The sequence below is a fragment of the Mesorhizobium sp. HAY1-8B genome (assembly GCF_056868045.1).
This window is the reverse complement of sequence record NZ_CP200321.1, coordinates 6334506-6360301: the sequence shown is the minus strand read 5'-3', so window position 1 is coordinate 6360301 and position 25796 is coordinate 6334506. Positions and strand designations below refer to the sequence as shown.

Annotated in this window: 35 protein-coding genes; 9 read left to right on the top strand and 26 right to left on the bottom strand. The window is 62.7% G+C overall.

Features of this window, described 5'->3' with window-relative positions; all coding sequences use genetic code 11:
- Positions 1-7: 7 nt before the first annotated feature.
- The 8 genes from AC1VON_RS30590 to AC1VON_RS30555 all read right to left on the bottom strand — a co-directional run bounded on the left by AC1VON_RS30590 (position 8) and on the right by AC1VON_RS30555 (position 6642).
- Positions 8-466 carry a hypothetical protein gene (locus tag AC1VON_RS30590; protein WP_483125920.1) on the bottom strand — a complete coding sequence of 153 codons (459 nt, stop codon included), beginning with the start codon at positions 464-466 and terminating at the stop codon, positions 8-10.
- Positions 467-491: 25 nt separating this feature from the next.
- Positions 492-1427, bottom strand: a complete 936-nt coding sequence (locus AC1VON_RS30585) for a ribose-phosphate pyrophosphokinase (RefSeq protein ID WP_019860650.1) — start codon at positions 1425-1427, stop codon at positions 492-494.
- 168 nt (positions 1428-1595) lie between these two features.
- Complete coding sequence (locus AC1VON_RS30580) at positions 1596-2225, bottom strand: hypothetical protein (protein ID WP_172348955.1); 630 nt, start codon at positions 2223-2225, stop codon at positions 1596-1598.
- Between the two features lie 43 nt (positions 2226-2268).
- Positions 2269-3420 carry a M24 family metallopeptidase gene (locus tag AC1VON_RS30575; RefSeq protein WP_483125919.1) on the bottom strand — a complete coding sequence of 384 codons (1152 nt, stop codon included), beginning with the start codon at positions 3418-3420 and terminating at the stop codon, positions 2269-2271.
- Positions 3420-4214 (bottom strand): peptidoglycan editing factor PgeF, encoded by a 795-nt coding sequence (gene pgeF, locus AC1VON_RS30570; protein ID WP_483125918.1) that lies wholly within the window; start codon positions 4212-4214, stop codon positions 3420-3422. The genes AC1VON_RS30575 and pgeF overlap by 1 nt, the downstream gene beginning before the upstream one ends.
- Positions 4215-4328: 114 nt before the next feature.
- Positions 4329-5417, bottom strand: coding sequence for a class I SAM-dependent methyltransferase (locus AC1VON_RS30565; protein ID WP_483125917.1), 1089 nt, complete (start codon positions 5415-5417; stop codon positions 4329-4331).
- On the bottom strand, positions 5414-6274 hold the full coding sequence (gene lgt / locus AC1VON_RS30560) for a prolipoprotein diacylglyceryl transferase (RefSeq protein ID WP_172348959.1): 861 nt from the start codon (positions 6272-6274) through the stop codon (positions 5414-5416). The genes AC1VON_RS30565 and lgt overlap by 4 nt, the downstream gene beginning before the upstream one ends.
- A gap of 134 nt (positions 6275-6408) precedes the next feature.
- Complete coding sequence (locus AC1VON_RS30555) at positions 6409-6642, bottom strand: BrnA antitoxin family protein (protein WP_019860643.1); 234 nt, start codon at positions 6640-6642, stop codon at positions 6409-6411.
- A gap of 216 nt (positions 6643-6858) precedes the next feature.
- Between AC1VON_RS30555 and AC1VON_RS30550 the strand changes: the two genes are divergently transcribed.
- The 3 genes from AC1VON_RS30550 (at position 6859) to AC1VON_RS30540 (ending at position 8362) form a co-directional block, all read left to right on the top strand.
- Positions 6859-7161 carry an accessory factor UbiK family protein gene (locus AC1VON_RS30550; protein ID WP_172352876.1) on the top strand — a complete coding sequence of 101 codons (303 nt, stop codon included), beginning with the start codon at positions 6859-6861 and terminating at the stop codon, positions 7159-7161.
- Positions 7162-7484: 323 nt separating this feature from the next.
- Positions 7485-7985, top strand: coding sequence for a type III secretion system chaperone family protein (locus AC1VON_RS30545; RefSeq protein ID WP_013893499.1), 501 nt, complete (start codon positions 7485-7487; stop codon positions 7983-7985).
- 17 nt (positions 7986-8002) lie between these two features.
- Entirely contained in the window at positions 8003-8362 is a 360-nt protein-coding gene (locus AC1VON_RS30540; protein WP_483125916.1) for a tRNA-binding protein, read from the top strand.
- 310 nt (positions 8363-8672) lie between these two features.
- Here the strand turns inward: AC1VON_RS30540 and AC1VON_RS30535 are convergent, their stop codons facing one another.
- From AC1VON_RS30535 to AC1VON_RS30520, 4 genes are all read right to left on the bottom strand, one after another.
- Positions 8673-9695, bottom strand: coding sequence for a glycosyltransferase family 4 protein (locus AC1VON_RS30535; protein ID WP_483125915.1), 1023 nt, complete (start codon positions 9693-9695; stop codon positions 8673-8675).
- 221 nt (positions 9696-9916) lie between these two features.
- Positions 9917-11332, bottom strand: a complete 1416-nt coding sequence (locus tag AC1VON_RS30530; protein WP_172348962.1) for an ATP-binding protein — start codon at positions 11330-11332, stop codon at positions 9917-9919.
- Positions 11333-11479: 147 nt separating this feature from the next.
- A complete protein-coding gene (locus AC1VON_RS30525; protein ID WP_115142172.1) occupies positions 11480-12199 on the bottom strand; it encodes a response regulator in 720 nt (239 codons plus the stop codon).
- On the bottom strand, positions 12186-12719 hold the full coding sequence (locus AC1VON_RS30520; RefSeq protein ID WP_172348963.1) for a MarR family winged helix-turn-helix transcriptional regulator: 534 nt from the start codon (positions 12717-12719) through the stop codon (positions 12186-12188). Before AC1VON_RS30520 ends, AC1VON_RS30525 begins: the two co-directional genes overlap by 14 nt.
- Before the next feature lie 261 nt (positions 12720-12980).
- On the opposite strand from AC1VON_RS30520, the gene AC1VON_RS30515 reads away from it, so the two are divergent.
- The 3 genes from AC1VON_RS30515 to AC1VON_RS30505 all read left to right on the top strand — a co-directional run bounded on the left by AC1VON_RS30515 (position 12981) and on the right by AC1VON_RS30505 (position 15117).
- Positions 12981-13874 (top strand): branched-chain amino acid aminotransferase, encoded by an 894-nt coding sequence (locus AC1VON_RS30515; protein WP_172348964.1) that lies wholly within the window; start codon positions 12981-12983, stop codon positions 13872-13874.
- 145 nt (positions 13875-14019) lie between these two features.
- Positions 14020-14337: a hypothetical protein gene (locus tag AC1VON_RS30510; protein WP_172348965.1), complete on the top strand. Its 318-nt coding sequence runs from the start codon at positions 14020-14022 to the stop codon at positions 14335-14337.
- A gap of 141 nt (positions 14338-14478) precedes the next feature.
- Positions 14479-15117, top strand: a complete 639-nt coding sequence (locus tag AC1VON_RS30505; protein WP_483125914.1) for an MBL fold metallo-hydrolase — start codon at positions 14479-14481, stop codon at positions 15115-15117.
- 149 nt (positions 15118-15266) lie between these two features.
- Here the strand turns inward: AC1VON_RS30505 and AC1VON_RS30500 are convergent, their stop codons facing one another.
- The 3 genes from AC1VON_RS30500 to AC1VON_RS30490 all read right to left on the bottom strand — a co-directional run bounded on the left by AC1VON_RS30500 (position 15267) and on the right by AC1VON_RS30490 (position 16632).
- Positions 15267-15695, bottom strand: a complete 429-nt coding sequence (locus tag AC1VON_RS30500; RefSeq protein WP_172348966.1) for a BA14K family protein — start codon at positions 15693-15695, stop codon at positions 15267-15269.
- Positions 15696-15882: 187 nt separating this feature from the next.
- Positions 15883-16095 carry a cold-shock protein gene (locus AC1VON_RS30495; RefSeq protein WP_008877668.1) on the bottom strand — a complete coding sequence of 71 codons (213 nt, stop codon included), beginning with the start codon at positions 16093-16095 and terminating at the stop codon, positions 15883-15885.
- A gap of 324 nt (positions 16096-16419) precedes the next feature.
- The gene (locus tag AC1VON_RS30490) at positions 16420-16632 is read right to left on the bottom strand and encodes a cold-shock protein (RefSeq protein WP_006202520.1); all 213 of its coding nucleotides are present in this window, start codon (positions 16630-16632) and stop codon (positions 16420-16422) included.
- 502 nt (positions 16633-17134) lie between these two features.
- Between AC1VON_RS30490 and AC1VON_RS30485 the strand changes: the two genes are divergently transcribed.
- Positions 17135-17548 carry a Kazal-type serine protease inhibitor family protein gene (locus AC1VON_RS30485; protein WP_483125913.1) on the top strand — a complete coding sequence of 138 codons (414 nt, stop codon included), beginning with the start codon at positions 17135-17137 and terminating at the stop codon, positions 17546-17548.
- Between the two features lie 15 nt (positions 17549-17563).
- On the opposite strand, the gene AC1VON_RS30480 is transcribed toward AC1VON_RS30485, so the two are convergent.
- From AC1VON_RS30480 to AC1VON_RS30455, 6 genes are all read right to left on the bottom strand, one after another.
- The gene (locus tag AC1VON_RS30480; RefSeq protein WP_172348968.1) at positions 17564-18181 is read right to left on the bottom strand and encodes a flavodoxin family protein; all 618 of its coding nucleotides are present in this window, start codon (positions 18179-18181) and stop codon (positions 17564-17566) included.
- Positions 18182-18368: 187 nt separating this feature from the next.
- Complete coding sequence (locus AC1VON_RS30475) at positions 18369-18587, bottom strand: hypothetical protein (protein WP_172348969.1); 219 nt, start codon at positions 18585-18587, stop codon at positions 18369-18371.
- 92 nt (positions 18588-18679) lie between these two features.
- Positions 18680-18817 carry a hypothetical protein gene (locus tag AC1VON_RS30470; RefSeq protein ID WP_483125912.1) on the bottom strand — a complete coding sequence of 46 codons (138 nt, stop codon included), beginning with the start codon at positions 18815-18817 and terminating at the stop codon, positions 18680-18682.
- Between the two features lie 42 nt (positions 18818-18859).
- Positions 18860-19126: a hypothetical protein gene (locus AC1VON_RS30465; RefSeq protein WP_056578914.1), complete on the bottom strand. Its 267-nt coding sequence runs from the start codon at positions 19124-19126 to the stop codon at positions 18860-18862.
- Positions 19123-19392 (bottom strand): hypothetical protein, encoded by a 270-nt coding sequence (locus tag AC1VON_RS30460; protein WP_172348970.1) that lies wholly within the window; start codon positions 19390-19392, stop codon positions 19123-19125. The genes AC1VON_RS30465 and AC1VON_RS30460 overlap by 4 nt, the downstream gene beginning before the upstream one ends.
- A gap of 168 nt (positions 19393-19560) precedes the next feature.
- Complete coding sequence (locus tag AC1VON_RS30455) at positions 19561-19767, bottom strand: cold-shock protein (RefSeq protein ID WP_140777249.1); 207 nt, start codon at positions 19765-19767, stop codon at positions 19561-19563.
- A gap of 326 nt (positions 19768-20093) precedes the next feature.
- On the opposite strand from AC1VON_RS30455, the gene AC1VON_RS30450 reads away from it, so the two are divergent.
- Together AC1VON_RS30450 and AC1VON_RS30445 are read left to right on the top strand one after the other, a co-directional pair.
- Positions 20094-20318, top strand: coding sequence for a hypothetical protein (locus tag AC1VON_RS30450; protein ID WP_483125911.1), 225 nt, complete (start codon positions 20094-20096; stop codon positions 20316-20318).
- A 186-nt stretch (positions 20319-20504) separates the two neighbouring features.
- Complete coding sequence (locus AC1VON_RS30445) at positions 20505-22139, top strand: tetratricopeptide repeat-containing sulfotransferase family protein (RefSeq protein ID WP_172348972.1); 1635 nt, start codon at positions 20505-20507, stop codon at positions 22137-22139.
- 241 nt (positions 22140-22380) lie between these two features.
- On the opposite strand, the gene AC1VON_RS30440 is transcribed toward AC1VON_RS30445, so the two are convergent.
- The 5 genes from AC1VON_RS30440 to AC1VON_RS30420 form a co-directional block, all read right to left on the bottom strand.
- A complete protein-coding gene (locus tag AC1VON_RS30440; RefSeq protein ID WP_140777245.1) occupies positions 22381-22734 on the bottom strand; it encodes a DUF1428 domain-containing protein in 354 nt (117 codons plus the stop codon).
- 102 nt (positions 22735-22836) lie between these two features.
- The gene (locus AC1VON_RS30435; protein WP_172348974.1) at positions 22837-23253 is read right to left on the bottom strand and encodes a VOC family protein; all 417 of its coding nucleotides are present in this window, start codon (positions 23251-23253) and stop codon (positions 22837-22839) included.
- Between the two features lie 160 nt (positions 23254-23413).
- A complete protein-coding gene (locus AC1VON_RS30430; protein ID WP_483125910.1) occupies positions 23414-23596 on the bottom strand; it encodes a hypothetical protein in 183 nt (60 codons plus the stop codon).
- 94 nt (positions 23597-23690) lie between these two features.
- Complete coding sequence (locus AC1VON_RS30425) at positions 23691-24077, bottom strand: nuclear transport factor 2 family protein (RefSeq protein WP_483125909.1); 387 nt, start codon at positions 24075-24077, stop codon at positions 23691-23693.
- 108 nt (positions 24078-24185) lie between these two features.
- Positions 24186-25712, bottom strand: coding sequence for an ABC-F family ATP-binding cassette domain-containing protein (locus AC1VON_RS30420; protein WP_483125908.1), 1527 nt, complete (start codon positions 25710-25712; stop codon positions 24186-24188).
- Positions 25713-25796: the final 84 nt, after the last annotated feature.

The following is a 25796-nucleotide window of genomic DNA, read 5'->3' as shown; positions in this document are numbered from 1 at the left end:
CTCTCGACTATTTAGGCCGAGCCGTGTCCTGGTGAAAGGCTTGGCTGAGCCGCGATTTCTCTAAAGCAGTCAGGTTTGCCTCATCATGGATCACTGTTTCTTCGATGCCCCAAGCCTGTCCCGGAAGGTTGCTGGAAGGCGGAATGTCCAATGTTGGGAGCGCTGCATTTATTTTGTTAATGATCCAGACCAAGCAACATATAATACCGATATAGGCGACAAGACACCCAAGCATGGATTTCAGGCCTATATTATCGGCTATCCAGTGCGTTACCGATACGCCGAAGGCCATTAGGGAAAAGCCCGAAAATAGCAAACCGTATAAAAGCCCAAGCGCAATTGGGTAGAGCGCCGGATGGTTTGCAGCATTCAACATGCCGCTAACTTTGCCTACAAGTATTGAAAACTGATCAAAGCCAAAAATAGAATTTGAACGACAACGAGCCCAATCCCGCTTGTCGTTCACTCGTCAAAAGCTCTGCAACTGGCTTCTAGTCGAAGAGGCTCGACACCGATTCCTCGGTTGCCGTGCGCGAGATCGCTTCGCCCATCAGGTCGGCGATCGAGATGACGCGGATGTTGGGGGCGTCGAGCACGCCTTGCGTCGGCTGGATGGAATCGGTGATCACCAGTTCCTGCAGCTTCGAGCCGCTGATGCGGGCGACAGCGCCGCCCGACAGCACGCCATGGGTGATATAGGCGGTGACGCTGGTGGCGCCGTTGGCCAGGAGAGCATCGGCGGCGTTGCACAGCGTACCACCGGAATCGACGATATCGTCGATCAGCAGGCAATCCTTGCCGGCCACCGCGCCGATGATGTTCATGACTTCCGATTCGCCCGGGCGCTCACGGCGTTTGTCGACGATGGCCAGTTGCGCGTCGAAGCGCTTGGCCAGCGCCCGCGCCCGCACCACACCGCCAATGTCGGGCGACACCACCACGACGTTGCCGAGCTGCTTGTATTTCGCCTTCACGTCGCGGGCCATCACCGGCACCGAGAACAGATTGTCGGTCGGGATGTCGAAGAAGCCCTGGATCTGGCCGGCATGCAGGTCGAGCGTCAAAACGCGGTCGACGCCGGCGCGGGTGATCATGTTGGCGACCAGCTTGGCCGAGATCGGTGTGCGGCCCGAGGCCCGGCGGTCCTGCCTGGCATAGCCGAAGTAGGGAATCACCGCCGTGATGCGCTTGGCCGAGGAGCGCATGAAAGCGTCGATCATGATGAGCAGTTCCATCAGGTGATCGTTGGTCGGGAACGAGGTCGACTGCAGGATGAAAACATCCTCGCCGCGCACGTTTTCCTGGATTTCGACGAAGATTTCCTGGTCGGCGAAGCGCCTGACGCTGGCCTTGCCCAGCGGGATGTTGAGATAGCGGGCGACCGCCTCGGCCAGCACCCTGTTGGAATTGCCCGCGAAGAGTTTCATGCACCGTTCCTGGTGGGGGATGGGAAGGCCTGACAGACTCTCCCGCACCTTTTAATCGGGCTTTTAGCGGCCCGCGCTGGTATTGCAAGCGCCGAGATCGGGAATCCGCCGGCTAAGCTGAAGAAAGGTTAGTGCCATCGCCGAGAGGCAACACTCGAGCATGCCTTGCTAGCCAGCCTTGCCGCCCAGAAATGCCGCGAACTGGTCGATGGTCTGGTCGGCGATCGCCTGCATGGTGGCCGGCGAGACGCCCTTCCAGCCGTCGGCGCCCGCGCCGGCGCCGGAATTGACCGAAGGCGCCTTCATCTGGCCGTTGATGCGGTGCAGGCGGTTGCCGGCCGGGTCGTAGACATCCCAGACATAGATGACGGTGGTGTCCTTGCCCTCCGAAATCGCCGAGAAATAACCCTTCAGCACATGGGTCGCGGTCTGGTCGGCGCTGCCCGCGAGCGTGATGCCGCGCTGCCTGGCGCGCGTCTGCAGTTCCGCCGTCAGCGGGGTCGCGGCCTCCACCGAAGCGCCGACGATCGGCGCGATCTGCAGCCGGGTCTTCGACATGATGGCGGCACTCTGGGCTGAGGTAAGCGGCGTGGTGGTGGTCGCGGCAGTGCTCGTGGTGGCGGCAGGCGCGGTTGGTGACGTTGCGGGAACGGTGGCCGCCGTGCTGCCCGGCGCTGCCGGTGTCGAGGTCGCCGGCGGGGTGATGGCGGAAGGTTCGAGAACGTCCTTTGCGTTGGTGCAGGAGGCAAGAGCCAATGCCACAAGCAATGACACGGTCGTCACATGCGATCGTCCCATTTGCCTTCTAACTCCTTGGCGAAGAACGCCTCCCATTATGGATTCACTGTACGATCAAGTCGAGATCATGGCGGGACAGCGGCTTCGGCTGGGATTCGGTGGTCAGGTAGGTGCGGCCAAGCGTCATTGCCGTCTCGGTGTCGGAATCCATGATGATCATGTGGGCGAACAGCGTCATGTGCGGCGCGATCGGCTCGGGGTTGCCCTGGTAGAACATCGGCATGTCCATCCAGGACGGCGTGAAGCGGGCGCCGACGGAGTAGCCGCAGGCGTTCAGCCGGTGCTTGGTCAGGCCGTGTGCCTCCATGGTGCGGGCATGTGCGTCGAAGACGTCGCCGAAACTGTTACCCGGGGTCATCGCCTTTTCCACCGCGAGAAGGGCGGCACGCGCGGCGTCGAACAGCTCCTGGTGGCGCTTCGATACCTTGCCGGTCAGCACCGTGCGCATCATCGGCGCATGGTAATGATGGAACACGCCGGCCCATTCAAGCGTCAGCTGGTCGTTCTTGGTCAGCTTGCGGCGGCCTGCCTTGTAGCGGCAGAGCAGCGCATCGACACCGGAGCCGATGATGAATTCATTGGCCGGATAGTCGCCACCGCCGGCAAAGACCGCGCCCTGCATGGCAGCCAGGATCAGCGCTTCGTCGCCGCCCTGCTTGATCAGGGGCAGCGCCGCGTCCAGCGCATCGTCGGAGAGGTTGGCGGCCTTCTCGGCCTTGGCGATTTCGGCCGGGCTCTTGAACAGCCGCAGCCGCCCGACGATGCCGGACGCGTCGGCGATCTGGCCGAAGGTCTGCAACTGCTCGTCCAGCCGGCGGCCATTGTACGCGGTCAGGCCATGGGTGTCGTATTCGACGCCGATGCGGGCGCCGAGCAAATTGAGATCGTTGAGCAAATTGCGCAGGTCGACCGCCGGGTTGGCGCCGTTGCGGTCGGTCCACACCACGATGTCGTCGATGATGGAGGTGTGGCGCGCCTGGCGCAGGTCGGCCGAGCGGGTCAAGAGCACCATCGAGCCGTCGGCCTTCACCACCAGGCACTGGAAGAAACAGAAGCCGAACGTGTCGTAGCCGGTCAGCCAGTACATGCTTTCCTGCGCGAACAGCAGGATGGCGTCGAGTTTCTTCTCGGCCATCTCGATCATCAGCCGGTCGCGCCGCGCGTCAAATTCCGACCGTTCAAAATGCAGCGCCATTATTCATTCTCCAAAACGATAGCCGAAACCTGCCGGCCGTAATCGGGCTCCTTGCGGTGCGTGGTGCGCCGGTAGGAGTAGAACAGATCTTCCTCGGCATAGGTGCAGCGGCCAAGGCCCTCCGCGGTCACGCCGGCCCTTGCCAGCCGGTCGACCGTATAGCGATTGAGGTCGAACATGGCATGGCCTAATGTGGCGGACGGCGCGAAGTAGCCGATGTTTTCGGCGTCGGCCTCGACGAAGCGGGCAATGAATTCCGGCCCGACTTCGTAATTGTCAGGGCCGATCGAGGGGCCGAGCACGGCGACGATGTTTTCGCGCCGGGCTCCGAGGCCTTCCATGGCGGCAATGGTGTTTTCCAGCACGCCGGTGAAGGCGCCTTTCCAGCCGGCATGCGCCGCGCCGATGATGCGCGCCCCGGCATCCGCGAACAGCACCGGGCCGCAGTCGGCGGTCGAGGCGCCGATGGCGATGCCCGGGCGATCGGTGACGATGGCATCGGCCTTGGGCCGTTCTCCGGCAAAGGGTCCGCTGGCGACGATGACATCGGGGGAATGAATCTGCCAGGCGGTCAACAGATGGTTCGTCGGCACACCCATCCAGGCGGCGACACGGGCGCGGTTCTCGGCCACCAGCGTCTGATCGTCATTAGATCCGGTACCGATGTTGAGACCCTGGTAGATGCCGGTCGAGACGCCGCCCGCGCGGGTGAAATAGCCGTGGCGGATGCCTTGTGCCTGCGCCTTGTCCAGCAGCGGGGACCGAACGGGATCCGGTTTGGTCTGATTCAGCATGCGGGCGTTGTTGTCCGTATGGGCGGTTTCGTCAAGAAAAAGCAGAAGCGGGGCGGCCGGCGGTTCGGCCTCTCTCCTGCCCGACGGGAGATTGGAAGAGGCAGCGGCGAAAAGTCAATCCGCTGTCGCGAAGGGTCGGACGGCGGCGCCGCGCGGCACGACGGCAAGCACCTTGAACAGTTCGCCCATCGCCCGCGGCCCGGCGAGGCGCTCGACGTCTTCGGTGATCTTGTCGCGAGCGGCCTGGCCGGCATCGGCGCCAAGCCGGCCGGCACGCTCGAGTATGCCCATGCCGAGCAGGAAACTGCCCTGTGTCGACAGATGAGCATCGAGACCATGCGCGCGCACGATCGCGGCAAGGGCGGAGAAATCGACATGCGAGGTGAGGTCGGCCTCGCCTGGATTGGCCAGCACATCTTCGTGATTGTGCCTACGCAAGGCCTGCAGCGTGTCGCCGACACCCGGCTGCAGGTGGCCGTAGTCGAGGAACAGCCCGGCGCCGCGGTTTCGGGCCATGCGTTCGGCAATGGCCGCCATCAGGGCGGTGCGGGCGGGTGCCACCTCGGCGATCGCCCCTTGCGGCGCTTCAGCCGCGTCGACGGGCAGCAGCGTCGGGTCGACCGAGCCGGCGCCGGCGAAGAAACAAAGGGTGTTCTCGTCGTCCAGGCTCACCATGCGCTCGCGCCAGCCGGTGCCGGCGCGGACGAACTGGCGGATCGGTATGGCGTCGAACAATTCGTTGCCGACGATGAGCAGCGCCTGATGGGGCAAGGTGTCGATGGTCTCATGCCAGCGAACCGCAAAAGGCGTGGCGCCAAGCGTCTGTTTCTGGACTTCGGTCAGGCGTGGACTGGTCTCGATCATGGCGAAGGCGGCGCCATTGGCCAGGGTCGGATCAAGCCGCGACAGCGTGCGCAGCATGTCTTTCATCAGCGTGCCGCGACCGGGGCCGATCTCGGCGATGGTGACAGGCATCGGCCGGCCGATTGCTGTCCAAGCCTGGTAAAGCCACACGGCGACGAGTTCGCCGAACATCTGGCTGATCTCCGGCGCGGTGACGAAATCGCCAGCGGCGCCGAAGGGTTCGCGCGTCGTGTAGTAGCCGTCCGCAGGGTCGAACAGGCATAGCGCCATGTATTCGTTGACGGGAAGGGGCCCCAGCGCCTCGATCAGGTCGACGATACGGGTCTTCAGCCTCGTCATGTCGCCTGCGGCTGCGCTTGCGTCACCGGCTTGGCTGTTGCCATCGCCCAAATGCCGATCAGCACCATCGGGGTCGACAGGATCATTCCCATGGTCAGCCAGTTGGTGCCAAGGAGGTAGCCGAGCTGCTGGTCGGGCTCGCGGAAGAATTCGACGAAGACGCGTGACAGGCCGTAGCCGCAGATGAAGGCGCCGCCGACGAAGCGCGGCGTCTTCAGCTTGAGGCGCGAATGGGTGAGGATGCGCAGGACCAGGAACAACACCAGGCCTTCGAGCAGGGCCTCATAGAGCTGGCTCGGATGGCGGGTAAACGGCCCGCCATTGGGGAATTCTATTGCCCAGGGCACGTCCGTCGGCCGGCCCCAGAGCTCGGAATTGATGAAATTGGCGACGCGCACCAGGCCAAGCCCAACCGGCACGCCGGCCGCCACGACATCGAACAGCGACCAGGTGCGGATGCCGCGCTTGATGGAAAACAGCGTCATGGCGAGGATGACGCCGAGCAGGCCGCCATGGAAGGACATGCCGCCTTGCCAGACCGCGAAGATGTCGAGCGGGTGCGCGATGTAGCGTGCCAGGTCGTAGAACAGCACATAGCCGGTGCGGCCGCCGAGCACGACGCCGATCGCCGCCCAGACGATGAAATCGTCGAGGTCCTCGGGCTTCATCGGCAGTACGCCGTCGGGCCACAGTTTCGGGTTGGCGGCAAGACGCTTGGCGTACCACCATGCAAACAGGATGCCGATAATGTAGCCGACGCCATACCAGTGCACCGCCAGCGGCCCGATCTGGATGAGGATCGGGTTGATGTTGGGGAAAGGCAACGAGGCCAGCGGCAGCAGGAAATATTCGTTCAACGGGAAGCTCTCGGTTGCGGTCGCGTTCGGGCGCGGACCATGCGGCAGGGTTTTGGCGGGGTCAAGGCAAGCCGGTCGCCGTCAAGTGCCGCGACGGATCACCTTTACGAGCCATCGCGCCGTGCGTGGTCAACTCACCCCTTGGCGGCCACCCACTGCCGCAATGCGTCGTTGATCCTGTCCTGCCAGCCGGGGCCGTCTTCCTGGAAATGGTCGAGCACGGCCCGGTCGATCCGGATCGAGACAAGCTCGCGGACATTCGGTGCGGTCGAGGGTTCGCGAACTGGCGCTGCCGGCTTCTTGACCGGCTTGAAGGCCGCTTCGGCGGCTGCGAACGGATTTGTCGGTCGGCGCGGAGGCGTTGCCATTGATTGACCCTGATTAGAGCGTTCTGACGCAAATAGGAGACGACAACACCATAGGCGATTTGATGTTCTCAAGTATAGCTTGGGGCGGTTCGAGAGCTTCCCGCCGGCATGGCAGCGTCCATGCGCCATAGCAACGCAGAGGCCGTACTGGGCCTCAACGTTCTTGCATTCGGCGCTCAGCGCCACTACGTCATTTCGAGCAAGCGAGGATTTGCCATGTCGACCGGACCGAACCGCATTCTCGATGAATTCGCCAAGCTGATGACCGACGCCGCCGGTGCCGCGCAAGGCGTACGGCGCGAGGTGGAGACCGCCTTCAAGGGCCAGGCGGAGCGTATCCTCAATTCGATGGACGTGGTGCAGCGCGAGGAATTCGAGGCCGCGCGCGAGATGGCCGCCAAGGCCCGCGACGAGAATGCCCGGCTTGCCGCCCGTATCGAAGCGCTCGAAGCCAGGCTCGCCGAACTGGGCGGGGATGCCGCACCAGCGGCGGCGGCGAAGCCGCGCGCAAAAAAATAATCATTAAACTTTTCCACATAGTCAAAGTCCGAAAATCGCTTTGCCGTGAATCGCTTAACGGCATTGCATGAATCTTTGTGACAGCGCCTTTCCACATGCGAATGCCGCAGTGCGAAAAATTGGGCTGTTCACGCGACTCCCGATCAATAGACTGAATTTGTTGCATGATTCGGAGCAGAGTCATGCGGCCGGGCGGTGGGGTCCGGTCTGGGGTCTTTGCGTCGAGAAGTCCTGGCCGTCCGAGTTCTAGATCAGATTGTTCGTTGTGTGTGCCCTCCCGCGGAGCGTGTGGCGGCGCTCCTCAGAACGACAGGAAGCATTCCATGGAACTTCTCGAACTCGAATTCTCCCGCGAAATCCATCCGGTGGATGTTATCGAGCAGGTGGCCCACAACAATGACTGGTCCTTCGAAAGGGCCGGCGACGATGAAATTTCGATCTCGGTTGCCGGCAGCTGGACCGACTATCACGTCTCCTTCTCCTGGATGGAGGATTTCGAGGCGCTGCACCTGGCCTGCGCCTTCGACATCAAAGTGCCGGAGACCCGCGCGCTGGAAGTGATGCGGCTGTTGTCGCTGATCAACGAACAGATGCTGTTCGGCCATTTCGACCTGTGGGAGCAGGAGGGCGCGATCATGTTCCGCCAGTCGCTGCTTTTGGCCGGCGGGGTCGAACCCTCGAGCCAGCAGGTCGAGGTGCTTCTGTCCTCGGCGCTGGAAGCCTGCGAATGCTATTTCCAGGCGTTTCAGTTCGTCGTCTGGTCGGGAACCTCGGCCAAGGACGCGCTGGCCGGCGTGCTGTTCGAGACCTACGGCAACGCCTGAGCCTTGGTAGTCTCGAAATGAGTTCAAGCCACGAGCGTAAGCCCGAGATCAGTTTTGCCGATTTCGATCGTGTCGACATCCGCGCCGGCACGATCGTCGAGGCCGAACCGTTTCCGCAGGCGCGCAAACCGGCTATCAAGCTGAAGATCGATTTCGGACCCGACATCGGGGTGAAGAAATCCTCGGCGCAGATCACCAAATATTATGAGCCGGAGACGCTGGTCGGCCGGCAGGTGTTCGCGGTGGTCAATTTTCCGCCGCGCCAGATCGGTCCGTTCATGTCGGAAGTGCTGACGCTCGGTTTTCCCGACGAGGAGGGCGCCGTCGTGCTGGGCGCCATCGAGCGCAAGGTGCCGGACGGCGGGCGGTTGTTTTAGAGAGCCACCGCCAGCTACAGTCGTCGCACGTTCCACGCCTTCGTCATCCACGGGCGGAGCGGGCGCGAAGCGCACGCGCAGACCCGAGGATCCATGCCGTGACAGTGGCCGAAGGGTGGGGCGGTCCAGAAAGTCGTGTTGCCTCTGATCCAGCATAGACGGCTTCGCGGCTATTCATGGCCCGCAGATTCTTCACCGCAGCGGATGCTTCCAGCTCACGGAATGGATCCTCGGGTCTGCGCGCCGGCTTCGCCGACGCCCCGCCCGTGGATGACGAAGGAGGGAGGCTCGCCCTCTGGTGCGCCAGGCGTCAAGCCGCGAGCTTGCGCGTCCTGCCGAGCGCCTCCTCGACCGTGTCGAGAAACATTTCGGCACAAGCCTTCCAGCTGTAGCGCATGGCGCGTTCGCGGGCCTGATCGCGGCTGACGTTGAGCGCGGCAAGCGAGGCTTCGCGCAAATCGTTGGAGACCGCGCCACCAAAGCCGTCGCCGACAATGTCGATCGGCCCGGTCACCGGATAGGCGGCGACCGGCGTGCCGCTGGCCAGCGCCTCGATGATCACGTTGCCGAACGTATCGGTGCGGCTGGGGAAGACGAAGACGTCGGCCGAGGCGTAGATTTCCGCCAGTTCGTCATTGGGGCGGTGGCCAAGGAAATGCGCATTGGGGTAGCGCGCCTTGAGCTTGGCAAGCTCCGGACCCTCGCCGACCACCACCTTGCTGCCGGGCAGGTCCAGGTCGAGGAAGGCAGGCAGGTTCTTTTCGATGGCGACGCGGCCGACGCAAAGGAACACCGGGCCGGGGAAGCCGAGATCCCTCCTCTTGTCCGGACGGAAGTGGTCGGTGTCGACGCCGCGCGTCCAGGGCCTGAGCTTGGTGAAGCCGCGCGCCGAAAGGTCGTCGGCGAGCGACTGGGTGGCCACCAGCGTGCCCTGGCCGGAATTGTGGAAATCGCGCAGCCAGCGATAGGCCCAGCTCTCCGGCACCGGCAGGCGGGCGCTGAGATATTCGGGGAAGCGCGTGTGATAGCTGGTGGTGAATGGCCGGCCGGCATTGCGGCAATAGCGCCGCGCCATGATGCCGAGCGGCCCCTCGGTGACGATGTGGATGTGGTCGGCCTTGTAGCCGTCGATCAGCTGCGCGACATGGCCGGGCGTGGTCAGCGCCAGGCGGATGTCGGGATAGGTCGGCAGGGGCAGCGTGCGAAAGATGTTGGGCGTCAGGAAATCCACCGCGACGTCGAAGGATTTGAGCGTTTCGGTGAGCCGTTCCAGCGTGTGGACGACGCCGTTGACTTGCGGGCGCCATGCGTCGGTGACCATCAATATGCGCATGGCGGCCCTTTGCTGGAAAGGTCGACGGTTGCCTTGAGACGATGCCGGAATGGCGACCAGCCTGCTGCCCTCGCTTCGCTCCAGCGCACCCGGGTGGGCACGGGGTCGAAGTGAGGCGGTTGAGCCGAATCAAGTGTGGTCGCGCGCTTCATGCGCGCTCTTCACCATGGTTTCATGACGGGCGGATGAAGCTTGATGCTTCGCCTGGTACTTGGGCTCGCCTAGGCCGGGACCTTGATCACCGCGCGCAGGCCGCCGAGCGGACTGTCGTCGAGGGTGATGTCGCCGCCATGGCTGCGGGCGATGTCGCGGGCGATCGACAGGCCGAGCCCCGTGCCGCTGGCATCGAGGTTGCGGGCCTCGTCCAGTCGCACGAAGGGCTTGAACACGTGCTCGCGCTTGTCGACCGGAATGCCGGGACCGTCGTCATCGACGGTGACCACAAGCGAACCACGGCCATGGTTGGCATTGACCTCCACCGTCTTGGCATAGCGGAATGCGTTGCCGATGACATTGGACAGCAACCGCGCGAAGGCGTTCGGCCGTACATGCACCGTCGGGTCGCCGGAAAGCGTCGTCGACAGCTTGCATTTGCGCAAGGCGGCTTCTTCGCCGAGCTTCTGGAAATAGGCTTCGAGATCGAAACGTCCCGGGTCCTCCGAGGCTTCGCCGCGGGCAAAGGCGAGATAGCCTTCCAGCATCGACTGCATGTCATCGATGTCCTGGTTGAGTGCCGCCTTGGTCTCGGTCTTGCCGCCGGCCAGCGCCAGCTGCAGCTTGAAGCGGGTGAGGATGGTCCTGAGGTCGTGGCTGACGCCGGTCAGCATGGCGGTGCGCTGTTCGATCTGGCGCTCGATGCGCTCGCGCATCTGGATGAAGGCAAAGCCGGCACGGCGAACTTCCTCGGCGCCGCGCGGGCGAAAATCGCGCGGCATCGGCCGGCCCTTGCCGAAGCTTTCGGCGGCTTCGGCGAGCGTGAGGATCGGCCGGATCTGGTTGCGCAGGAAGGGGATGGCGATCATCAGCAGCACCAGCGAGGTGCCGACCATCCAGATCAGGAAGATATGGGTGTTCGAAGCATAGGCCTGGCTGCGGCGCACGAAGACGCGCAACACCTTGCCTTCGAGCTGGACGCGCACCTCAACGATGTTGGAATTGCCGACCGTGTCGATCCAGAACGGCCGGTTGATCTGCCGGGTGATCTCGGCCGAGAGCACGTCGTCGAGGATCGAGAAGAACGGTTTTGGACCGGGTGGCGGCAAGGGATCCGGCGGCAGCAAATCGACCTTCAGCTGCATGCGGTCCTGCGCGATGCGGATGATGTTGGCGTAATCGGCGTCGTGCGGGTAGGTCTCGATCAGGTCGATGATGGCGGCTATGTCGCGCACGGTGGCCTGCGACAGGCGCTGCGTCACCGTTGCCCAGTGGCGTTCCATGAAGACGAAGGCGACCACCGATTGCAAAAGGATCATCGGCGCGATGACGATGATCAGCGAGCGCGCATAGAGGCGCTTGGGCATGTAAAGCGAAACGAGGCGCCAGAACCGGTTCCAGATGCGCGGCACCGCCTTGAGCGTTCGCGTGGCACGTGCGCTCAAGCCGTCATTTCCCGGCTGTTCCAGTTCCGTGGTCGCCATTGGCTCTTTTCATTTCGCCCGCGGCACTAGATCAGAACGACGTCTGGTTCAATCGTCAGTCTGATCCAACTCTTTGTTTAAGCGTGATCTTTTCCGAAAAACCATTCCCACTTTTCGGGATCATGCCCTAGAGCCGCGTCCGATATTCTATTCCACGCTGAGCCGATACCCAATACCGCGCACGGTCTGCAGCCAGACGGGGTTGGACGGATCGCGCTCGATCTTGCGGCGCAGCCGGTTGATCTGCACGTCGATGGTGCGCTCGCCGACTTCCGAATCGTCGCCGACCAGTTCGTGGCGCGGGATGGTCTCGCCGGCCCGCGCGGCGAAGATCGCCAGGATCTCCTGCTCGCGGTCGGTCAGCTTCAGCGCCTCGCCGCCTCGCTTCAGTTCGCGCCTGGCGATCTGGAAGGTGTAGGGACCGAAGACCAGCTGTTCGACCTTGGGCGTCGTCGCCGGGCCGCCCCGGCGCAGGATGTTGTTGATGCGCAGGATCAGCTCGCGCGGGTCGAAGGGTTTGGGCAGGTAATCGTCAGCGCCGGCCTCCAGCCCGGAGATGCGGCTGTCGGTCTCCGAAAGTGCGGTCAGCATCAGGATCGGCACGTTCTTTTCGGCGCGCAGCGATTTAGTGAGATCGACGCCGCTCTCGCCGGGCATCATGACATCGAGCACAAGTAGGTCGAAGTCGAGGCCGGCGAGCTTGCGCCTGGCTTCGCCGGCATTGCCGGCGACGGTGACGCGAAAGCCGTTTTCGGTCAGATACTGCTTGAGAAGATTGCGGATGCGTGTGTCATCGTCGACCACAAGCAGATGCGGCGCGTCGTCGTCCGGTGCGGCCGCCTGATCGACCCTCTCAGTGCTCTCCATGGCTTTTCCCTGACATTTTTGCGGACCCAACGTCGATCTGAGCTCTCAGTTCCGGATTGACCATCGCTTCGAGGAAGCGTTCCACCAAGGTCCGTTCGGCGGCGCCGGAATCTTCCAATGCAGCACGGATGCGGCGCGACTGTGGCCGCGCCAGGGCCAGTGCCAGCGCCCGGCCCTTGGCTGTCGGGTAGAGTTCGCGCTGGCGACGGTCGCGCGGGCCTTGCAATTGCACGACATGGTCGGTGTCGATCAGCTGCTTGAGCACCCGCGCCAGGCTCTGTTTGGTGATCTTCAGCACGTCGAGCAGTTCGGCGACCGTCAGGCCCGGCCTGCGGTTGACGAAATGCAGCACCCGGTGGTGGGCACGGCCGAAACCATAGTCGGCCAGGATCTGGTCGGGATCGGAGGTGAAGTCGCGATAGGCGAAGAAAAACAGTTCGATGATGGCGAAGTCGATGCCGTCCTCGACTGACATCGCGGTCCTGATCGGTTTTCCGGCAGAAGGGCTTCGATCCGTCATCATTTCTCCATGGGAACGGGAGATTATGTCAGTACTATTGACGTAATTTCCCTGCAATGGTAATTTTTGACAAGCTTTTGGGCGGATTGCGAACGAAAAGGCAAGTCAGGCCGGTTTTTTCCGGAATTTCCTGAGTTTGCCAGAGCGCGATTATCCGCCTACGCTTCGAGACACCGGCCGGCGTCTCAAATCGCATGGCGCGGCCAAAAAGAACACGCAACGACACTGAGATATGCGGGCCGTGGCCCGCGGGAGGTTACCATGGCATCCGTTCCCTTCGATCAACTGGACGGCTTCATCTGGATGAATGGCGAGTTCGTGCAATGGGGCGACGCCAAGATCCACGTGCTGACCCACGGCCTGCACTACGCCAGCGCGGTCTTCGAGGGCGAGCGCGCCTATGGCGGCGAGATCTTCAAGCTCAACGAGCACACCGAGCGCCTGCATGAATCGGCGCGCCTGCTCGGCTTCAAGATTCCCTATTCGGTCGCCGAGCTCAACGACGCCTCGGCCACGCTGTTGAAGAAGCAGGGCTTCCAGGACGCCTATGTCCGGCCGATCGCCTGGCGCGGCAGCGAGCAGATGGGCGTTTCGGCTCAGAACAACCGCATCAACGTCGCCATCGCCATCTGGCAGTGGCCGAGCTATTTCGATCCGGCGCAGAAGCTCAAGGGCATTCGCCTCGACGTGGCGGAGTGGCGCCGGCCCGACCCGCGCACGGCGCCGTCGCGGTCGAAGGCCGCCGGCCTTTACATGATCTGCACCATGTCCAAGCATGCAGCCGAAGCAAAAGGCTATGCCGACGCCATGATGCTCGACTGGCGCGGGCAAGTGGCGGAGGCAACGGGCGCAAACATCTTCTTTGTCAAGGACGGCAAGATCCATACACCCACGCCCGACTGCTTCCTCGACGGCATCACCCGCCGCACGGTCATTGGCCTGGCCAAGGATCGCGGCCTGGAAGTGATTGAACGCGCGATCATGCCGGAAGAACTCGAAGGTTTCGAGCAATGCTTCCTGACTGGAACGGCGGCGGAAGTAACGCCGGTTTCGGAGATAGGCCCTTACCGATTCGAGGTCGGCGAAATCGCCAAGAATCTTATGAACGACTATTCTGCCGCGGTTCAGCCCAAGCACGCGATCGCCGCAGAATAACGATAGTCACAGCTTTTCACGCAAGCAGGGGCGGTTTTCGAGCCGCCCCTTTTATTTCAGCGTTTCTGCATTTGACTTTCATCCAATTCGGCGTCTCATGATGGTGTCGGCCCGGGAGGCTGGCAGCTATGGAGGGACTAATCATATGGACATGAACACGCTTCTTCCGATCATCATCCAGATCATTACAGGCATCATCGGTGGTCAGGCGGTCGGCGCGGCAATCAAGACGGCGGCGATGGGGCAGCTTCCCAAAATCCTTGGCGGAGCCATTGGCGGCGTCGGCGGCGCGGCGATCCTCGGCAGCCTGCTCGGTGGCGGCACGATCACTCCAGACGCAGCTGCGGCGGCGACGAGCGGTCTCGGCAGCGCGCTCAATCTGCAGAACATCGTCGGCGGCGCCGGCGGCGGCGCGATCCTGACCGGCATTATCGGCGCGGTCCTGGGCGCCATGAAGAAGTAAGCCTGACGGTCTCAGGTTTGTTCAAATGGGCGGCTTCGGCCGCCCATTTCTGTTTTTCAGACGACTGACTGTTCGTCTTTCGAGGGGTGGACGCGTTTCGCCGGCACCTCTACATCACGCCAGGGATACGAAAGGACGATCATGGGTCAGCTCAATGCCGGCATCGTGCCGGTCACACAGTTTCAGCAGAACTGCACCATCCTGTTCGACATGGACGACAAGCGTGGTGTCGTCGTCGATCCGGGCGGCGACATCGACAAGGTGCTGGCGGTGCTGAAGGACAATGCGATCAGGGCCGAGGCAATCTGGATCACGCATGGACATATCGACCATGCCGGCGGTGCCATGGAATTGAAGGAGGCGCTCGGCATCGACATCATCGGTCCGCACGAGGCCGACAAGCCCTTGCTCGACAATCTGGAGAACCAGGGCAAGCGCTACGGCATTGTCGGCTCACGCGACTGTGTGCCCGACCGGTTCCTCACCGAGGGCGAGACCGTGTCGTTCGGCGGCCACGTGTTCGAGGTGCTGCATTGCCCCGGCCACGCGCCGGGCCATGTCGTCTACTACAACCGCGCGGCCAAGTTCGCCCATGTCGGCGACGTGCTGTTCCGTGGCTCGGTCGGCCGCACCGACCTGCCGGGCGGCGACCATGCGATGCTCATCGCTTCGATCAAGGACAAGCTGTTGCCGCTGGGCGACGATATCGGCTTCATCTGTGGCCACGGTCCTGGCGGCCGCTTTGGCGAGGAGCGCAGGACCAATCCATTCCTGACCTGAATTTCAACACACCCGGGCGCCCAACAAAAAAGCGCTGGCCTTGCGGTCAGCGCTTTCTTTCTGGGGCAGGGAAGCCCTAAGCGCTTTCGCGCTTTGTTTGGTGCAAGTCGTTGTCCCAAAACCGCTGCGCACTTTTGGGCGACATACACTCAGTTGGCAGTGCAGAAATGCTGCTCACCGTCATTGCCGGTGAAGGTGCCGGTGCGGGAGTTGAAGGTGCGGTAGCGGTCCGAGCAGTATTCGTACCAGTCACGCGTCCACGGTTCGGCATAGCGATCGGCATACACCACCCGCGGCTCCGCGTAGTAGCGGCGGACCGGAGCCGGGCGGATCCGCACGTCACGATCGTAGTAACCGTCATCGTAGTAGCGGTCAGCGTAAGGCGGTGGCTGGTCATTGGCCAGCGCGCCACCGATCAGGGCGCCGGCGGCGAGGCCAAGCACGCCGGCGGCAACGGCGTCGCCATTTCCGTGGTGGCGGTGATGGCGCCACTCATCGGCATTGGCCGCGGGCAGGGCCACGAGCATGGTGGCGGCCATGGCGGCGGACAGCACGGCTGTCTTGAAAATTCTGTTCATCTTGGTCTCCTTCGTACCGGGCCGTGCAGTTTTGCAGGGGATGCGGTCCGGCTTTACCCAAGACTAATATGCGACCGTGGCTGAACGGAGGCTGAACGGATTTCTCCCCGCCTGTCCGAGAGGGCGTCAAGAACCACGCTCGAAATGAGCTGGGCTGCCCTGCCGGAGCCGACAGCGTGAAGCCGGCTCAGCCCACAGACAGGTTGACGGCCTTGGGCCCCTTGCCGCGCTTGTCCGGCTCGGTGTCGAATGTTACTTTCTGCCCATCTTCGAGACCGGGAAGACCCGACGCCTGCACGGCCGAAATATGGACGAAGACATCCTTCGCGCCATCGTCCGGCGTGATGAAGCCGAAGCCTTTGGCATGGTTGAAGAATTTGACGGTGCCGGTCTGCGGCATGGGAAGCTCCTTTGATCCCATAAACTCCAGTCTCGGGCCGGCAAATGCCCGAGAGGAAATTTGTCCTTTATTTTAGCGTCATCGGCAAGAGAAAGTTTTTTAGGCACTTAAAGCGCGTCACGCTTCAAGCCCTTGTTATGATGCATGTCGTCGATCCAAAACCGGATCCACTTTGGGGCGACATGCATTCATGCTGCATCGCGGACATGAAAAAGGCGCGGCGAAAACCGCCGCGCCTTTCAAAATCTGTCTGCGTGCCCAGAGGCTGGGCAAGCCCTGGAACCTCGTTCGCTCGCCCTCAAGGACGCGCGGCGTGCCGATGGTTCAGGCAGCGCGGAGGTTGACCGCCTTCGGGCCCTTGCCCATGCGATCCGGCTCGACGTCGAAGGTGACCTTCTGGCCGTCGACGAGCGTGCGCAGGCCCGATGCCTCGATCGCGGAAATATGGACGAACACGTCCTTGGCGCCGCCGTCGGGCGTGATGAAACCGAAGCCTTTGGTCGCGTTGAAGAATTTAACGGTGCCGGTCTGGGCCATTGGGGAAACTCCTTCACCCGTTCAGTCTTTGGTGGTCCTGCCCGCCACCTGGCGTCGAGGGCAGTTCCCGGTGGTTGCTTTCGGCAGTCATGCATTGGCGCATGGTCAAACCCCCCGCCGAAAAACGGGGCCGTCAGAGATTCACAGTATCGGGGAAAGGTCGTCCAAAACGTTCCGCTCTCCGGGTCGCAAATGCCCGAACACGGAATTTATCGCACGGAAACGTGAAGGTTGCAAGATAGCGCCGCGGGCCGCCGCTATGAGGGCATCCCGACGCATGAATCGACCGATCTGAGCGTCGACCGGCCGCAGATAGGCCTGGTTGTCCGGCCGGTCATCGGCCCACGGACAGGGTCACGCATGGGCCAGGGGTGGCCCGGCGGCGCGATCGAATGCCCGCCATGGCCCTCCGTTTGCAGTGTGGATAGCCGCGAACGGGGTTGCATTTGAAGGGCGAATGGCGAGGATCGCGATCGGGGATGGGATCGAGGGAGAGATCAGCATGAAATTCCTGGCGTCAGTTTTTTCGCGGCAAGGGTTTGCCGTCCTGTTCCTGTCGGCGCTGCTGGCCGCCTGCACCGTCGTCGTCGATGACGGGCCGGGGCCTCGTCCACGTCCGCCGCGTCCCGAACCGCAATTCTGCACCAGGCAATATGAACCGGTCTGTGCCCGGCGCGGCGGTGATCGCCAGACCTTCGCCAATGCATGCCTTGCCGACCGAGCCGGTTACCGCGTCGTGCGCGACGGTCCTTGCCGCGACGGCGGCGGCGGCGGCGGCGGCGGGGAAGAGCAGACGTTCTGCACCCGCGAATACGCTCCGGTCTGCGCCCGCCGCCATGGCGAGACGCGCAGCTTCCCCAATGCCTGCGAAGCCCGCGCCGCGGACTACCGCATTGTCGGCGACGGGCCGTGCTGAGGAGGCGGGAACTCGTTACTTGTCCACGCCGATATAGGCTTTGCCCTTCAGCAGGGCAGCCAGATGTGCCGCATTTGACGCGGCCATCTCGATCATTCCGTCGACCTTTTCGGGGGTCGCCGGCAGGTCGACATAGTTGACGTCGCCCATGGCTTCGCCCACCCAGTAGACCCCGCCATTGGCCGGTATGGTGAAGCCGACATCGTTGAGCGCCTGGAAGCATTCGGCATGGCAATGGTGCGCACCATCCTCGTTGCCGACGATCGCCACCAGCGCCACCTTGCCAGCGGCCGGCATGCGGCCCTTGTCGTCGGTTTCGGAGAGGAAAGCGTCCATGCGCTCCATGACGCGCTTGGCCACGCTGGAGGGTTGGCCCATCCAGATCGGCAAGCCAAGGATAAAGATATCGGCGGAGATGATTTTCTCACGCAGGGCGGGCCAGTCGTCGCCCTTGCCCATATCGGAGAGCACACCGGCCTTGATGTCGTGATCGAGGGCGCGCACGACCTCGCCCTTCACCCCATGCGGCTTGAGCGCCGAAAGCAGATCGGCGACGATCTTGTCGGTGGAGGATTTTTCCTTTTCGCCCGAGGCTTTCAGGGAACAGTTGATGGCAAAGGCGGTGAGGGACATTGGCGGCTCCTGCGTGTCGATGTGCAGGGTCAACGTCGCGGGGCGGTTGCGGTTGCGGTTGCGCGGCAATGATACTGGTGGCAGCCCGGAGCAATTCCAGGAAGAGTGTGAACGGTTTTCCGGCCGGAATTGCGTCGAAACAAAGAGGCGGACCGGTTCGCCGTTTCGGTGAAAACGGTGAAACGCCCTAGACCGGATACGCTCCATCGGCCGGACCGGCATAAAGCTCGCTGCCATGCTCATCCGAAATGCGCAGGCGGTCGGGGGTCTGCGGCATGGCCAGGCTGTGGAACAGAGCGGCCGCGCCCTGCAGGGCGGCGCGTAGCGTCGGTGCTTCCAGCGACACCCTGTCGAGCATCGCTTCCTCGGCGTCGCGCGACCGGTAGAACTCGATGACGAAGTTCAAGCAAGCCTCCGTGGCAGGACTTGGCAAGGCCTTTTTGTCAGTTTGCAGCCTGCTTCGGAGCAGGGCTGGGGGGCGCGAGGCACCCCAGGCTATCAGCCCTTCGTTTTCGGCTTCAGGCCGCTCTCGGCCTGCTTGACCGACGAGCCGAACGGAGAGGCGGGCTTGGCCACCACCTTGTCCTTCTTGGGTTTGCGTGTTTCGCGGTTGCTGCGCTGTTGGCCCTTGGCCATATTGTCTGCTCCTCGTGCGGGTTGTCTGACGTTGCTGAGGTCTCAGGCCGCCGGATTGTTGCCAACCACCGGATTGCCGGCCGGTTCGAGATTGTCTTCCGTGGTGACCCGTTCGTGGGTCTCCTGGTCACTGCGGATACGGTATTGCGGCGAGCCGTCCTTGACCGGCAGCCTGCTCTTGATCTCGAACAGTTCGGCTGTCTTGAGGAGGAGGCCGCCACGGCTTTTCATGCGCACGGTCTGGCCGATGGCGAAGAGATGCGAGGGGGTATCTGTGCGCGGACGCGCATTCTGCTGGAAACGGATCATGCTGCATTCTCCCGGTCGCGCTTCAGCGCGTTTTCGAGTTCGAGGTGGTCGATGGCGACAAGCTGGCTGGTGGTCGGGTTCTTAACAGCCCTTGCCGGCAGGTGAATGAAGGTGGCGACGCGGCGCCAGGCAATGCGTGACACGCCCTCTATCAGTTCCTCGTCCTGATCGATGTCGTAGTCGCCAGCCGGCAACGGCCCTTCCAGCCCCCCGAACGTGAAGGGAGCCGCGAAATGCGCGATGGAATGGGTGGTTCGGTCCGACATTGTCCTGGCCTTGATGTGCCCACGCGTTGGGCGTCATGTAAAACCGCTGCCTGAATGCAAAAAAGCGGGGACAAGCCCCGCTTTCCTATTTCCGGCAATCGCTGGAAATAAGCCTCTTTCGAGAGCTGCCAGTACATCCGTGGTCAGCGTTCATCGAATTCGGCCTGATCAGATCAGTTGCAGATTGGCGGCCGACTCGCGGCCCTTGCCGTCACGCTCCAGTTCGAACTGAAGCTTCTGGCCTTCCGCGAGACCCGGGAAACCGGCGCGCTCCAGCGCGCTGACATGGACGAAAACGTCCTTGCCGCCATCGGCCGGCTGAATGAAGCCGAAGCCCTTCTGGCCATTGTAGAACTTCACGGTTCCGGTGTTCATATGTGTCTTTCGCGTGTTGAGATGTCGTCGCGCGGCGAAGGTGCGGCGCGTCCGGTAGCAACGATTTGGAATAAGATTTGGCGGGTCGAAAACCTCTGACGCCGCGAGATGCCAATTCTGGCCAAAACGATTTGTCTTACATATGTCGACATGGCTGGCTATTCAAGTAGATTTCCGAAATTTTCCGCCTCTCATCGAAAAACACATCGCTATGAATATTCATATAATTATGCTATCGGTTTGGAATATTTCTAAAAAACATTGAAAATTCGCAAGGGTGTTTCCCTTGCGCGCCATTTTATTTACTCCGAAATGAGGACAGAACCATGATTTCCACAAGAGGCTCAAGGGGGAAGACCGTCGCGATCAACCCGATCGCCAAGCCGGCCATCATACACGCCGTTGCCGTTGGCCCGACCGGCCAGCCGATGATCGTCAAGTCGGCACGGCTGACCATCAGAAGCGATGAGGCGGCAAGGCGAACGATCGCCGATACCGATGGCACCGTAAGGCGGGCCAGACAGGTCGCCGAAAGCAACCGCCTGGTCTGATCGCGTTCATGGCGATGGAAAGGCCGCAGAACCACACTGAGACTTGAACCTGCCGCGCCAATGGCCTAGATCGCAGAGGCGGACAAACACGGCAGGTTTCCCATTAACAGAGATCAGAGACGAGCGGCGGGTGCGGGAGCCAGGTCTGGCGCGGGCGGACAACCGCCCCTGGGCCTCGACCAGTATGTGCAGCAGGCGCTGCAACTTCACCAGGCAGGGCGCAGGCAAGAGGCTGAGTCAATCTACCGGCAGGTGTTGGCGCGTCAGCCCAGACACGCGGCCGCGGCACATTTCCTGGGGCTGCTGCTGCATCAGACCGGACGCAGCGAAGAAGGGCTGGATCTCCTCGAACAGTCCGTGAGCCTGCAGCCCACGAACCCCGATTTCCTCAACAATTTCGGCACGGTGATGCGTGACCTCGGCCGCGTTGCCGCGGCCATCGATTTCTTCCGTGGCGCGGTCGATCTGCGGCCGGACCAACTCGCGGCGCGCGACAATCTCGGCTCGTCGCTGAATCAGCTCGGCCAGTTCGAGGAGGCCGAGGAGATCTATCGCGGTACGGTCGCGCGCAATCCATTTCATGTGCGCGCCCGCATCGGGCTTGCCGAAACCCTGCAGGAATCAGGGCGGCTGGATGAGGCGCTGGCGACTTTTCGCGAGTCGCTGACCATCCGCCCCAAGGATGCGGACCTGCTACACGGGCTTGGCGTCGGGCTGATGGAAAAGGGCAAGCTCGACGAGGCGGCCGATCTGTTCCGGCAGGCGCTGGCGATCAATCCCGGCATGGCCACGGCCTGGCTGATGCTGACGCAGGTCAAGCGCCAGAAGGAGCGCGATGCCGAATTGGCCGGCATGGAAGCCCAGCACGCCAAGGCGCCGCAGGACAGCCTGGCACGCATGCAGCTGTCCTTCGGCCTCGGCAAGGCCAATGACGATTTGAAGGACTACAACAGGGCCTTCGATTATTTCGCCGAAGGCAATGCCATTCGCCGCAAGGGCATCAACTACGATCCCGTCAGGACGCGTGCGGATTTCGAGGCGATGAAGACGGTGTTCGATGCCGGCTTCTTCCAAAGGCACAGACCGAGCCCAATCACCGATGACGCGCCGATCTTCGTCGTCGGCATGCCGCGTTCGGGCACGACGCTGGTCGAGCAGATCATCGCCAGCCATCCGAAGGTCTATGGTGCGGGCGAGCTCAGCATCTTGAAGAAGGTGGTCGGCAAGCAGTTCCCGTCGACCATGCCGGGCGGCTTCCCCTGGGGCGTGTCGGACACGGACGATGCGGATTTTGCCGAGGCAGGCCAGGCCTATCTCGACATGCTGCATGCCCGCTATCCGCATATCGGCCACGTCACCGACAAGATGCCGGGCAACTTCCTGCTTGTCGGCTTCATCCACATGATGATGCCGAAGGCCAGGATCATCCACGTCACCCGCGATGCGGCGGCAACCTGCCTGTCGATCTACAAGGTGCATTTCCGCGGCGACAGCCACCGCTACGGCTATGACCTCGACGAACTCGCCGACTTCCATAACCTCTACATCGACATCATGGCGCATTGGCACAAGGTGCTGCCCGGCGTCGTGCATGATGTTCGCTATGAGGATTTCGTCGCCGATCAGGAAGGGCAGAGCCGGGCGCTCATCGACTATCTCGGCCTGCCCTGGGACGATGCCGTGCTGTCTTTCCACGCGACCGACCGGCCGGTGCGCACGGCGTCCGCCGCGCAGGTGCGTCAGCCGATGTATCAAGGCTCGGTCGACCTGTGGAAACGCTATGGGGATCGGCTGAAGCCGCTGCTGGATAGGCTGGATTAGCGCGTCGTTCATCGATGGGCCGGAGCCCTCTCCGCTTCGTCATCCTATGGCGGAGCAAGGAGCAAAGCGACGCGGCGCGGACCATAGGATCCATGCCGCGACGTTAAGGCCTTGAAAACGGTACAGAATACTGCTCAGCTGCGTCCTTCGATCGAGGTCGCGGCATGGATCCTCGGGTCTTCGCGACGCCGCTTCGCGGCTGCTCCGCCCGTGGATGACGAAGCTGAGAGGGCTCAGCCGCTCAAAGCTCGATGAACGGCTGGAAGCCGCCGAAGATCATGCGCTTCATATCGAAAGGCATCGGGCCCCAATCGGGTGTCAAGCGCGGGTCGGCCATCACCTTGGCCATCACCGCATCGCGGCTTTGCCTGGATTCATAAACCGCCCAGGCGAAGACGACGATCTCGTCGTCCGTTGCCTGAACGGCACGCGGAAACGAGGTCACCTCGCCATAGGGCACGTCGTCGCCGATGCATTCGACATAGGCCAGCGCGCCGTGTTCCATCCATATGGGGCCCGCGAGGTTGGCGAGTTTCTTGTAGTCGTCGAGTTTGGCTTTTGGCACGGCAAGCACGAAACCATCGACATAGGACATGATAAACTCCTCTGTTGAAAAATGAGCGCCGGGTCGGCGGGGTACGACCCGGCGCGGTGAGCACGTCAGCCCTGGCGGGCGACGCCTGCTCGCCAGGAAAACCTATTTCACCGGCGCGTTCATCGCCCAGGCGACGCCGAAGGGATCCTTCACCTGGCCCCAGCGGTCGCCCCAGAACATCACCTGCAGCGGTGTCACGACTTCGCAGCCGGCATCGACGGCGCGCTGCCACCAGGCATCGATATCGTCGTTGTCGAGATGGAGCTGCAGCGTGTAGCCCTGCGCATCCTTATGCGGGTGGCCGTGTTCGGGATAAGCATCGCCGAGCATCAGCGTCGAGCCGTTGATGTGGAGGTGGATGTGCATGGTGCGGCCTTTTTCGTCGGCCGGATAGGCAAAGACTTCCTCGGCTCCGAAGGCCTTCTTGTAGAATTCGGCGGCCTTGATGGCGCCGTCGACCTGCAGATAGGGGGTCAGTCCGCCAAGCACTTCGGCTCGTGGTGGGGTCTGGTCGGTCATGTCTTGCTCCTCTTTGCGTTTGGCTTGGCCTTGCAAAGCCTAGGACGCACGAGGTGACGGCAATTCTACATGGCCGCGCAAATTTTTTAGCGGGCCGGGCCCGGGCACACCGGGCAACCGGAGGTGTTGAGCGACAATCGCATGGACAGGCTGGTCGCGGTCATATGACCTTGGCCGTGAAAGTAGTTGCACGACGGCTGTTCCGCGCGTCGAAGAGTTCCGGAAAGCCGATGTCCTTGCGCAGTTCGGCTGGCAGCGAGAGCAGGATGCGTTCGCTGCGATGGCGGGCACGTGCTGCCGCATATTGGGTTGCGATGCGACCGATGGATGAAAGGACGGACATGACAAGGTTCTCCCTGGGTTGAAGCCGGCATCATCGTGCAGGCATCCCAAGGACGAGGCAGGTTCAGGCGATCCGACAGGACGTCGAAATTATTTCAGGTGACCGAGGCGGCCAGCGCCGTGTCGTAATACTCCACCATCTCGATGACCTTGCCGTCGCGCAGGGTCCAGAAGTTGGCGGCGCGCATGACGAATTCCTTGCCGGTGGTTTTTCGCGTCAAATGGATTTCGACCTGCGCCGCGACCTTGTCGCCGCCGTCGATAATGTCCACCGGGACGAAGTTCCGGTATTCGAAATCACTGTCCAGCGCCATGAGGCGGGCAAGGAATTCCTGCTTGCCGTTGCCCGTCCCGATATAAGGCGTCTGCGGTTCGGCGACCCAGCGGAAGACGACATCGTCGGAGCAGTGGGCCAGCGCGCCCACGATGTCGCGTTTCGCATAGGCATCATAAAGGGTCTTGACGACGTCCACCCCGCGCATGACCGGTCTCCTCCCTCGGCTTGCGGAACCTTCAGGATGCGCCTTTTTCGGCTGGCGGGAAAGTGCGGGCCGGCAAGCTCGAATGCCAGCCCGGTCGAGGCATCGCCTTCAACCACCCGCGTCAGCCACTTCGCGGAAAAAGTCCTCGGGGTCTTCGACCTCGGTCAGGCGCCGCTTCTCGATCAGCCAGAAGCGGTTGCCGATGGCGCGGATGAAGGAGCGGTCGTGCGAGGCGAGGACGCAACTGGCCTGGTGCTTGAGCAATTCTTCCTCCAGCGCTTCCTGGCCATCGATATCGAGATGGTTGGTCGGCTCGTCGAGCAGGTAGAAGTTGGGGTTGGCGAGCCTCAGCGCCAGCATCATCAGCCGCGCCTTCTGCCCGCCGGACAGCACGCCGATCTTTTTCTCCTGCATCTCGATGACCACGCCGGCGCCGGCAAGCAGCGAGCGGGCGCGCTGTTCGCCGACATCGTAGCGGCGCGATACCATCGCCAGCGGTGTGTCGTCGCCGCCTATGCCGGACAGCGCCTGATCGCTGTAGCCGAGCACCGTCGACGGCGTCACCTTCACATTCGCGACCGTGTCGGGCTCGACGATGGCGTTGCGGATCAGGCTGACGAAGCGCGACTTGCCGACGCCGTTGCGGCCGAGCAGAACGATGCGGTCGCCCTGGCAGATGTGGCGCTTGCCGGTCCTGAACAGCAGCGTGCCGTCCGGCGTTTCGACGGCTGCGTCGTCGAGCGTGATCAGCACCTTGGCGTGGGTGCCGCGATTGGCCAGTTTTATTGCGCCGGCCGATTTCTCGCGATGCGCTGATACCGCCGCCTCTTCCAGCTTTTCCGCCCGTTCCTTGAGCTGCCTGGTTTTCACCGTCAACAGGTCGCTGCCGGAATTGATGCCGATGTTGTTGAGCTTGGCGGCTTGCTTTCGCAGCTGCTGGACGACCTTCATGTCACGCTCGAACTTGCGCGCCGTCGAGGCGTCGACCTCGTCGAGCGCCTGTCTGGCGCGGGAGTAGGGCAGCGCAAACACCGGCGATTGTTCCGGGCGCAGGAACAGAGTCCGGTTGGTGGTGGCGTCGAGGAAGGCGCGGTCGTGGCTGGCGATGATAACAGGCACTTCGCGCGGCAGGGCGCTCAGCCAGCTTTCCAACTGGCTGATGCGGGCAAGGTCGAGATGGTTGGTCGGCTCGTCGAGCAGCAGCATGTCGGGATCGGTGACCCAGACGCGGGCGATCAGCGCCAGCCTCTGCCAGCCGCCGCTCAGCGCTCGCATTTCCCGGCCGCGCATCGGCTCGGGCACGTCGAGCGAATCCAGCACCACGTCGACGCGCCACATCTCGCTGTCGGCCTGATCCGGCGGCAAGGCATCGGCAACCACCTGATGGAAGGTGCGGCCAAGCAGGGCAGGGGGAACGGCCTGCTCGACATGGCCGACGCGCAGGCCGCGCGTGCGGGTGATGTCGCCGGAGGTCGGTTCCATCTCGCCGGTCAGGCATTTCAGCAAGGTCGACTTGCCACGGCCATTGGCGGCGACGATGCCGAGCCGGTCGCCAGTGCCGATGGTGAGGTCGAGGTGCGCGAAAAGCGGCGCACTCATGGTAACGCCGAGGGATTTGAGGCTGATCAGGGCCATTTGGGATTTCTCTGGTCTTGCCGGAGACACCTCCGGATGCACTTTGACGGTGCGCGTGCTGGCCATCAGGCTCGGCGTTGCGCA

Coding starts and splice junctions, on each gene's coding strand:
- AC1VON_RS30480 (WP_172348968.1), bottom strand. CDS start 18,181: ATGTCCCTCACCGCCTTTGCCATCAACTGTTCCCTGAAAGCCTCGGGC.
- AC1VON_RS30565 (WP_483125917.1), bottom strand. CDS start 5,417: ATGACGAGGCTGAAGACCCGTATCGTCGACCTGATCGAGGCGCTGGGG.
- AC1VON_RS30525 (WP_115142172.1), bottom strand. CDS start 12,199: ATGGAGAGCACTGAGAGGGTCGATCAGGCGGCCGCACCGGACGACGAC.
- AC1VON_RS30575 (WP_483125919.1), bottom strand. CDS start 3,420: ATGGCGCTGCATTTTGAACGGTCGGAATTTGACGCGCGGCGCGACCGG.
- AC1VON_RS30440 (WP_140777245.1), bottom strand. CDS start 22,734: ATGTCCTATGTCGATGGTTTCGTGCTTGCCGTGCCAAAAGCCAAACTC.
- AC1VON_RS30585 (WP_019860650.1), bottom strand. CDS start 1,427: ATGAAACTCTTCGCGGGCAATTCCAACAGGGTGCTGGCCGAGGCGGTC.
- AC1VON_RS30495 (WP_008877668.1), bottom strand. CDS start 16,095: ATGCCGCAGACCGGCACCGTCAAATTCTTCAACCATGCCAAAGGCTTC.
- AC1VON_RS30505 (WP_483125914.1), top strand. CDS start 14,479: ATGGGTCAGCTCAATGCCGGCATCGTGCCGGTCACACAGTTTCAGCAG.
- AC1VON_RS30465 (WP_056578914.1), bottom strand. CDS start 19,126: ATGATCCGTTTCCAGCAGAATGCGCGTCCGCGCACAGATACCCCCTCG.
- AC1VON_RS30425 (WP_483125909.1), bottom strand. CDS start 24,077: ATGCGCGGGGTGGACGTCGTCAAGACCCTTTATGATGCCTATGCGAAA.
- AC1VON_RS30535 (WP_483125915.1), bottom strand. CDS start 9,695: ATGCGCATATTGATGGTCACCGACGCATGGCGCCCGCAAGTCAACGGC.
- AC1VON_RS30510 (WP_172348965.1), top strand. CDS start 14,020: ATGGACATGAACACGCTTCTTCCGATCATCATCCAGATCATTACAGGC.
- AC1VON_RS30540 (WP_483125916.1), top strand. CDS start 8,003: ATGAGTTCAAGCCACGAGCGTAAGCCCGAGATCAGTTTTGCCGATTTC.
- AC1VON_RS30430 (WP_483125910.1), bottom strand. CDS start 23,596: ATGTCCGTCCTTTCATCCATCGGTCGCATCGCAACCCAATATGCGGCA.
- AC1VON_RS30470 (WP_483125912.1), bottom strand. CDS start 18,817: ATGGCCAAGGGCCAACAGCGCAGCAACCGCGAAACACGCAAACCCAAG.
- AC1VON_RS30435 (WP_172348974.1), bottom strand. CDS start 23,253: ATGACCGACCAGACCCCACCACGAGCCGAAGTGCTTGGCGGACTGACC.
- AC1VON_RS30580 (WP_172348955.1), bottom strand. CDS start 2,225: ATGGGACGATCGCATGTGACGACCGTGTCATTGCTTGTGGCATTGGCT.
- AC1VON_RS30485 (WP_483125913.1), top strand. CDS start 17,135: ATGAAATTCCTGGCGTCAGTTTTTTCGCGGCAAGGGTTTGCCGTCCTG.
- AC1VON_RS30490 (WP_006202520.1), bottom strand. CDS start 16,632: ATGGCCCAGACCGGCACCGTTAAATTCTTCAACGCGACCAAAGGCTTC.
- AC1VON_RS30450 (WP_483125911.1), top strand. CDS start 20,094: ATGATTTCCACAAGAGGCTCAAGGGGGAAGACCGTCGCGATCAACCCG.
- AC1VON_RS30515 (WP_172348964.1), top strand. CDS start 12,981: ATGGCATCCGTTCCCTTCGATCAACTGGACGGCTTCATCTGGATGAAT.
- AC1VON_RS30550 (WP_172352876.1), top strand. CDS start 6,859: ATGTCGACCGGACCGAACCGCATTCTCGATGAATTCGCCAAGCTGATG.
- AC1VON_RS30500 (WP_172348966.1), bottom strand. CDS start 15,695: ATGAACAGAATTTTCAAGACAGCCGTGCTGTCCGCCGCCATGGCCGCC.
- AC1VON_RS30460 (WP_172348970.1), bottom strand. CDS start 19,392: ATGTCGGACCGAACCACCCATTCCATCGCGCATTTCGCGGCTCCCTTC.
- pgeF (WP_483125918.1), bottom strand. CDS start 4,214: ATGCTGAATCAGACCAAACCGGATCCCGTTCGGTCCCCGCTGCTGGAC.
- AC1VON_RS30455 (WP_140777249.1), bottom strand. CDS start 19,767: ATGAACACCGGAACCGTGAAGTTCTACAATGGCCAGAAGGGCTTCGGC.
- AC1VON_RS30545 (WP_013893499.1), top strand. CDS start 7,485: ATGGAACTTCTCGAACTCGAATTCTCCCGCGAAATCCATCCGGTGGAT.
- AC1VON_RS30530 (WP_172348962.1), bottom strand. CDS start 11,332: ATGGCGACCACGGAACTGGAACAGCCGGGAAATGACGGCTTGAGCGCA.
- AC1VON_RS30520 (WP_172348963.1), bottom strand. CDS start 12,719: ATGACGGATCGAAGCCCTTCTGCCGGAAAACCGATCAGGACCGCGATG.
- AC1VON_RS30555 (WP_019860643.1), bottom strand. CDS start 6,642: ATGGCAACGCCTCCGCGCCGACCGACAAATCCGTTCGCAGCCGCCGAA.
- AC1VON_RS30420 (WP_483125908.1), bottom strand. CDS start 25,712: ATGGCCCTGATCAGCCTCAAATCCCTCGGCGTTACCATGAGTGCGCCG.